At 61.0% G+C, this 7290-nt stretch carries 6 protein-coding genes; 3 read left to right on the top strand and 3 right to left on the bottom strand.

Going from position 1 to position 7290, the window contains the following annotated elements; translation table 11 throughout:
• Positions 1-48: 48 nt before the first annotated feature.
• The 3 genes from ACIQ17_RS12795 to ACIQ17_RS12805 all read left to right on the top strand — a co-directional run bounded on the left by ACIQ17_RS12795 (position 49) and on the right by ACIQ17_RS12805 (position 4905).
• On the top strand, positions 49-2364 hold the full coding sequence (locus ACIQ17_RS12795; RefSeq protein WP_398469082.1) for a TonB-dependent hemoglobin/transferrin/lactoferrin family receptor: 2316 nt from the start codon (positions 49-51) through the stop codon (positions 2362-2364).
• Between the two features lie 91 nt (positions 2365-2455).
• Positions 2456-4201: an ABC transporter ATP-binding protein/permease gene (locus ACIQ17_RS12800; protein ID WP_398469084.1), complete on the top strand. Its 1746-nt coding sequence runs from the start codon at positions 2456-2458 to the stop codon at positions 4199-4201.
• Positions 4202-4470: 269 nt separating this feature from the next.
• On the top strand, positions 4471-4905 hold the full coding sequence (locus ACIQ17_RS12805) for a hypothetical protein (protein WP_398469086.1): 435 nt from the start codon (positions 4471-4473) through the stop codon (positions 4903-4905).
• Positions 4906-4965: 60 nt separating this feature from the next.
• Here the strand turns inward: ACIQ17_RS12805 and ACIQ17_RS12810 are convergent, their stop codons facing one another.
• The 3 genes from ACIQ17_RS12810 to ACIQ17_RS12820 form a co-directional block, all read right to left on the bottom strand.
• Positions 4966-5445: a hypothetical protein gene (locus ACIQ17_RS12810; RefSeq protein ID WP_398469088.1), complete on the bottom strand. Its 480-nt coding sequence runs from the start codon at positions 5443-5445 to the stop codon at positions 4966-4968.
• Between the two features lie 95 nt (positions 5446-5540).
• On the bottom strand, positions 5541-5933 hold the full coding sequence (locus ACIQ17_RS12815) for a DUF883 family protein (protein WP_398469090.1): 393 nt from the start codon (positions 5931-5933) through the stop codon (positions 5541-5543).
• Positions 5934-6014: 81 nt separating this feature from the next.
• A complete protein-coding gene (locus ACIQ17_RS12820; protein WP_398469092.1) occupies positions 6015-7124 on the bottom strand; it encodes an AI-2E family transporter in 1110 nt (369 codons plus the stop codon).
• Positions 7125-7290 lie beyond the last annotated feature (166 nt).

Here is a 7290-nt window from a genome sequence, read left to right on the forward strand (position 1 = left end):
TATTAAGAAAACCCCGGCGTCAAATACTTGATTGATGTCGGGGGCTACATGAAGATCCGGAATGCCGCGCAGAGCATCAGGCGCGGAACTGCGTTATTTGCCATCACGCTGCCTTGGATGGTCGCGGGCACCGCCTACGCGCAAAGCTCCGAAGAGCAAAAGCGGCAGCAGGCGGCCGAGCGGATCGCGGCGGCCTATGGCGTGATGCTGGATGAAGTCAGCGTCTATGCCGATCGCAATGCCCGTCAGGTGTTGAACCTGCCGCAAAACGTCACCGTGATAGGCCGCAAGGAGCTGGACGATCGCATGATTCGCGACGTGCAGGACCTCGTGCGCTACGAGCCCGGCATTTCCGTCGCAAAGACGACATCGTCCACCGATCCGTTCGGCAATATGGCCGGCTTCACCATCCGCGGTGTCTCCAATAATCGCGTGCAGATGTTGGTGGACGGCACCCGCGTGATCGAGAGCATCACCGACGGCAATCGCGACTTCATCGACATGTCGAACCTGAAGGCCGTGGAAATCATCCGCGGCCCCGCCGGTGTGATGTGGGGTGCCGATGCGCTCGGCGGCGTCGTCGCCTTCGTTACCAAAGACCCCGAGGATTATCTGAAGGGCCGCAATTTCGGCGGTCAGCTCGATACGTCCTTTGATTCCTACGACAAGAGCTGGGTGAAGACCGGTACCACGGCGTTTCGCTTTGGCGACTTCGCCGCGATGATCAGCGCCTCGCAGCGCAGCTATAGCGAGGGCACGCTGTCCAAAGCGCGTGCCGATGGCGGCATCTATGGCTGTCCGCGGCCGGCGGAAGCGATCCGTTGCAACCAGCTTAACCCGCTCGATGGCGACGATGTCAGCGTGTTGAACAAGCTGGTCTGGACGCCCGACAATCAGAACGAGGTGAAGTTCACCGCCGAATTCCTGAACAAGAATGCCGTCGTCGATCAGCGCCATGATCTCGGCCTTGCCAGCGGCATCCGCAATCTCAGCTATATCCGCCAACAGATCCAGAGCCGCGAGCGCTATACGCTGGCGCACAAATATACGCCCAATCTCGGCTGGATCGATCATGTGCGCTGGCAGGTCTCGCAATCCTACCAGGAGCGTGATTTCACAGGCGTCCGCAATCGCCAGCTGGCAAATGGGCAGTTCGACCAGCTCGACTATCTTCAAAATTACAAGGAGCAGTTCACGGAAGGTGACCTGCAGCTCAATTCCTCGTTCGACACGCCCTTCGCGCGTCATGTATTGACCTATGGCATGGCCGCGAGCGTGGCCGAGACGGACTATCTGCGCCGCGACATCACCACCAATCTCAACACCCGGGTGGTGACGATCGCCAATGCCGGCGGCTTCAATTTCGCAGATGCGACCACCACCCGCGTTGATGGTTTCATCCAGGACGAAATCTCGCTGCTCAACAATCGGTGGATCCTGACGCCCGGCATTCGCTACGCGACCTATGAGATGAACCCGCGGCCCAATCCGTTCTACCGTGTGGTGGTCGGCAAGGAACCGCGCGACATGCAGAGCGAAAAGCTGCTCAAGCAGTTTGGCTCCGTATTCAAGCTCGACGAGAACTTCTCGCTGGTCGGCCGTTACGCCGAAGGCTTCAAGATGCCGACTGCGCAGCAGCTTTTTACCTCAGTGCCTGGTGGCGGCGGCGGCAATAGCGATCTGATCCCGGCACCAAACCTGCGCCCGGAACAGGTGAAAAGCTATGAGCTCGGCCTGCGTGGCCAGTTCAGCCAGGGCTTCTTTTCGGCCACGGCGTTCAAGGCGGATTACACCGATTTCATCCAGAGCTTCGTCGAAGTCCCGAGCATCAACTATCCCGGTATCTTCGACATCACCTATCAAAACCTGTCGAAGGTGAATCTCTGGGGTCTCGAATTCGCCGGCGAATACCGCTTCAATGATTACTGGAGCACCAATCTCTCCATGGCCTACACGCAGGGCAATCAGAGGGCGACGGCAACCAGTGTTGAGACGCCGTTCGACGCCACCACGCCGTTCTCCGGCGTGCTCGGTCTGCGCTACAGCGATCGCCCGAACGGCTTCGATGCGCAGCTGATCTCGACCTGGTCAGGCAGCGCCTTGTCGCGCAGCTCGCCCACACTGTATCGGCAGGGCGGCTATGTGGTGTTCGATGCCATCGCGAACTACTCGCCATCATGGACGCCGGGGCTGACATTGCGGGCTGCTGTGCTGAACATCGCCGATACCCGCTACTTCCCGTCCTTTGCAGGGACCACGACTTACGGGACGACGGCCACGGCCGCCGTTGCGATGGCCAATCCGATCGAACTGCGGACGGCTCCGGGGCGGACCTTCAAGGTCGGCGCCAGCTACGCTTTCTGATCGATCGCACGACAGGATGAGCCGGGGCCGGCACGATTTGCCCGCTCCGGCTCCGCCATTCCAGACGCCCCCTTTGAAACGGATCGATTCCATGCGCGACACTCTCAGGCACATCTGGCGCTTTGTCTGGATTGCCTCCACCGGGCCGGGGCGCCATGTCAGCCTGTTGCTGCTTGCGGTGATCATCGCCTGCCAGCTCGCCGTCATTCAGGTGACGTTGCGTCAGGTGCAATGGAGTGCGGACTTCTTCAACGCGCTGCAGAAGATCGATGCGCAGGCGGCCGTCACGCAGATCGGTGTCTTCGCCATTCTCACCTGTATTTCGGCGGCGCTCTATCTGGTCGCGCGTTACTGCAAACGCCTGCTGCAGTTCCGCTGGCGCCAGCGACTGTCGGAAACCTTGCTCGACCGCTGGACGGCGACCAAGGCCTACTGGTTCCTGCATCCGAGCCTGCGTTCGGAGAACAGCGTCGACAATCCAGATCAGCGTATTGCGGAAGACTGCAACATGTTTCCCGAATTCATCCTGGGCAGTCAGGACGGCGTCGGGCGAACGGGGGTGCTCGACTTCATCATGAGCCTGATAGGGCTCGTGTCTTATGTCATGCTGCTGTGGCAGCTTTCGACCTTTGCACTGCAGTTCTCGCTGTTCGGCGTCGACGTCGAGATTCCGCGCTATATGGTCTGGCTCGCGCCGATCTATGTCCTGGCGTCCACGGCGCTCACCCATCTGCTCGGCCGGCAATTGCCGGGCCTGCTGATGGAGGAGCAGCGACGCGAGGCGGATTTTCGTTTTGCGCTCGTCAATCTGCGCGAAAACGCCTCGGCCATCGCGCTGTCGAACGGAGAGGCGGCGGACAGGAAGGTCATCAGGCGCCGCTTCGACGATTTGTTCGGCGTTTGGCGTCGTGTCATTCGGCGCGAATTCATCTATGGAATGTTCACGCGCCCTTACTTCCAGAGCGTATTGCGCATTCCCACCTTCCTGGCGCTTCCCGCCTTTCTCGCCGGCAAGATCACCCTCGGCGGTCTGACGCAACTCGCTGCGGCTTTCGGCAATGTCGTCACGACGCTGTCCTGGCTCATCTTCAATTATAAATTCGTCTCCGATCTGGTGGCGACCACGCGCCGTCTGCAAGGCTTCATGGAAGCGACGGATGATGCTCACCGCCCGGCCGGATCGCTGCAGCGGACGATCTCCACTGGGAATGAACTCGACATCCGCGATCTCCAGATCCGCGCTCCCGATGGCCGCACGCTGCTCGACATTCCCACGTTGTCGGTCAGCCGAGGCGAAACGGTCTGGCTGAGCGGCGCGTCTGGCCTTGGCAAGAGCACACTGCTGAAAGCGCTGGCGGGCCTGTGGCCGCAAGCGGATGGCCACGTGGTTCTTCCGGCAGGAAATCTGATCTTCATGCCGCAGCAGGTCTATATGCCCCTCGGCTCGCTCCGTGATGCTGCGGTTTATCCGGCCGATGCTGATGGCGTTCCCTCAGCAACGGTGGAGCGCCTGCTGCGCGCGGTCGGTCTCGGCGCGAGGCTGGATGCCGGCGATGACAATGCGAGCGGCCTGTCGGTGGGCGAACAGCAGCGTCTCGCGATCGTGCGCCTGATCATCGCAGCGCCGGATTGGGTTTTTGCCGACGAAGCTACCAGCGCACTCGATCTCGAAACCGAACGCAGCGTGATGGCGCTGCTGCGCGAGGAATTACCGCAGACCTCCATCGTCCTGATCGCCCATCGCTCTCCACAGGGACTGGATGGTGTCCGGAACGTGGTTCTGCGCGAGCGCAACCTCGAACAAGGCGAAGAGCCCGAATGTGGGCACCGCGGCTGAGTGTCGGATAAGGGAATTTCGGGAGATAGAAAAAGAATGCGAGGCGCAGCCGGCATCACCACGGCTACGCCCCGCGTCGCCGGTCTATGGGGCAGGGGGACGACCGGCTGCTGTGATGACTCCGGCGGACATAAAGCGTTCCGCGGAACCTAAAATAATTAAAGCACGGTTAAGTGATCGCCGATCGTGAACCTCAGGGCTTGACTGACGTTCTAATGCCATAGCGCCACGCGCAGACGTGGGCAGGGTAGCGTTGGAGCGAGGCTCAGATGTCAAAGGTGTCTAGTCTGGTTTTGGGGGTAGTCAGTGGCGCGGCTATGTTCGGCGCCATTCAGTACGCTTCCGGTAATGATCTTCGTAACAACAGCCATCTCCGCGGCACTCTGACCGACCGCGATACCGCCATTTCGACGGCGTCGTTCACACCAGCCGTCAATCGCACCGCCAAGGGCGACCGCGATGCCACTCCCGCAATTCTCGACCAGGGGCAGACCCTGTCCTTTCACGTGCATGGTCTGAGCGACACGTCGGTCTTGCTGCGCCTAGCCGGTTCGGCGCCGAAGGCTCAGCCGGCCAAGCCGGTGGATACCAAGGCGATCCCCATCGAAAGCAAGCCGCGCAAGGCGACGGTGGCCTGTGAGCCACCGGTCAGCATGCTGACCGAGGTCGCACGATCGCTGCAGCCGGGCCGCTGCGTCACCTGACGCTTGCGGCAGGCGGTGCCGCAAGGATGTCGCACAGCTGCCGCAAGAAATGACGCCAGATCAGTCGCCGGCAGCCTCATCGGGGTTGTCGGCGTTTTCATCTTCATCGCTGTCCGAAGACGCATTTCGGTTCGCCATATAGCCGACCGCGACACCCACCAACGCCAGTAATGGTACGAGCTTCTTCAATCCGACCGCGCGTGCGACCTGGATGCCTGTTGCGACCATCATGGGGTCAATCAGTGGCGCACTTGCGGCAGCGCGGGCGGCGGCCCGTGCAGCAGCTGCCGCTCGTTCACGCGCACGCTTCTGCTTCTGCGCGTAGATCAATCCGAAAATGCCGGCGATGACGACGAAGATGCCCGCGATGGTCAGGCACGCAGCGATTGCGCCGTGGTTCTGCAGCATCGCGATGAAGATCGCAGCGCAGGCAAAGCACAGCGCGATGAAGCCGGCAAAGCCCGCAATGGCGACCAAAGAGGTCATGCGCAGGCCGGTGCCGGTCGCGTGTTTGAGATCGTCGATATAACGCTGCAGCATCACAAGCCCCCGGATTCACTGCGCTTATCATAAAGAAAACCGGCGGAGCCTTGCGGCGCCGCCAGTCGGATCGTGCTCGATTGTCGGTGCCGTGGTTAACGGCGCCAGGCCATGCCGATCAGCAGGCCGAGCCCGAGTGCGAGACCGACACTGGCAATCGGGCGCTGGGTGATCGCGTCTTCCAGCGTCTCTTCCATCGAATAGGCCGCGTCGTAAGCGGCGCTGCCGCGCTCGCGCAGGTCGTCATACATGGCGCTGCCGCGATCCTGCAGGTCCGACATCACGCCATCCGCGCGCGAACGCGCGTCGCGATAGTTGCGCTTGGCCTGCTTGCTCGCCTGGCCCGTGAAGGCATTCAGGGCGTCGGTGATCTGTTCGGTGAGGGCGGAGACATCGTTCTTCACGGCATTAAGATCCTTCTGCAGGCGGCTATAGGTTGCTTTGTCCGTCAGTTTCTTCAATTCGCTCAAGGCATCGTCGTCGGACATGCGAAGCTCCCTCAGAAACAAGAACCGGAATTTGCAGCAGAAACGCCCGGTTGGATCGTAAGTTCCATTGCTAGGCCGGGATTACTCCTGCGGCAACTGGGGCGAATTGAGCGGCATCAAATGCTCCTTCAGGATCAGCCCGACGATCAGGATCGGCGCCGCCAGGAAGCCGCCCATCGGGCCCCAAAGCCAGGTCCAGAATGCGAGGCCGATGAAGACAGCCAGCGCATTGAGCTGAAGCCGCCGCCCGATAATGGCGGGGGTAATGAAATGGCCCTCCATGAAGGTGAGACCGACGAAAAGCGCGGGAGCGATCAGTCCGGCACTGAGCGTCGAGGCGCTGATGATGCCGACCACCACGAGGATCACAAACATCACTACTGGCCCGATGATGGGGAAGAAGTTGAGCGTTGCCCCCAGCGCGCCAAGGCCCGCGGGATTGGGCATGCCGGTCAGAACGCAAATAATGCCGGTGCCGATGCCGACGCCAAAATTGATCATGGTCACCATCAGCAGATAGTCGCCGAGCCGTGTCTCGATGGCGTTCAGGATGCGCAATGTCCGCAACCGCCACTCGTGGTCGCTGAAGTTCATGATCATCGCGCGGCGCAGATCCTTCCAGCTCGCGATGAAAAGAACCAGGGTGGCGAAGAACAGTAGGAATTCGGTGAAAGTGGGCGTCAGGAATTCGACGGTCGGTTGCACCCAGTCGATCTTCGGAAGCTTGAACTGCGTGGTCGACAGCGGCTCGGTGTCGCCGAACAGGCCCTGAAACTGGTGCCAGAGCGCCAACGGTCGCTCGAAAATCTGCAGCTTCTCCTTCAGCCGCGCGCCGAGTTCGGGCATGCGGTTGGTCCAGTCGATCAAGGGGGCAGAGATCAGCCCGATGATAAAGACGGCAGCCGCGCCGACGGCGATGACGATCAGGACCGACGAGACAGCGCGGGGGATGCGTCGCTTTTCCAGAAAACTTGCGGCGGGCGACAGCATGGTGCCGACAATGAAAGCGGTGATGACGGGCAGGAAGAACGCCTTGGCGAAATACAGCACCGTCATCACGGTGATGACCAGCAGCGACACCAGCGCGAAAGCGACGACTTCGGCGCGGCGGATCACCGGCGGCTGATCAATATTGCTTTCCGGGGCAGGAGCGCCCGTTGGCTTGTCTGGAAGAGCGCGAACCTTACTCATCGATTGTCACGGCACGCCGCCTCCGTTGGCGTGGCCGCTGTCGCGGCCGCGCAAGGAACGGCCATCAACACAGGACTACCCTTACAAGTTCCATCGCGGATTCGTGATGGCAGGCTGGTTGACAAGCTGCTTTCGTGATTGCGCCGGCCGGAACCGGTTTGCCCAT

This window comes from Tardiphaga sp. (genome assembly GCF_044340795.1).
In the GTDB taxonomy this organism is placed as follows: domain Bacteria; phylum Pseudomonadota; class Alphaproteobacteria; order Rhizobiales; family Xanthobacteraceae; genus Tardiphaga.

Bases quoted from the DNA above. Each gene is read 5' to 3' on its own strand.
- ACIQ17_RS12815 (WP_398469090.1), bottom strand. From the start codon at position 5,933: ATGTCCGACGACGATGCCTTGAGCGAATTGAAGAAACTGACGGACAAA.
- ACIQ17_RS12820 (WP_398469092.1), bottom strand. From the start codon at position 7,124: ATGAGTAAGGTTCGCGCTCTTCCAGACAAGCCAACGGGCGCTCCTGCC.
- ACIQ17_RS12805 (WP_398469086.1), top strand. From the start codon at position 4,471: ATGTCAAAGGTGTCTAGTCTGGTTTTGGGGGTAGTCAGTGGCGCGGCT.
- ACIQ17_RS12810 (WP_398469088.1), bottom strand. From the start codon at position 5,445: ATGCTGCAGCGTTATATCGACGATCTCAAACACGCGACCGGCACCGGC.
- ACIQ17_RS12795 (WP_398469082.1), top strand. From the start codon at position 49: ATGAAGATCCGGAATGCCGCGCAGAGCATCAGGCGCGGAACTGCGTTA.
- ACIQ17_RS12800 (WP_398469084.1), top strand. From the start codon at position 2,456: ATGCGCGACACTCTCAGGCACATCTGGCGCTTTGTCTGGATTGCCTCC.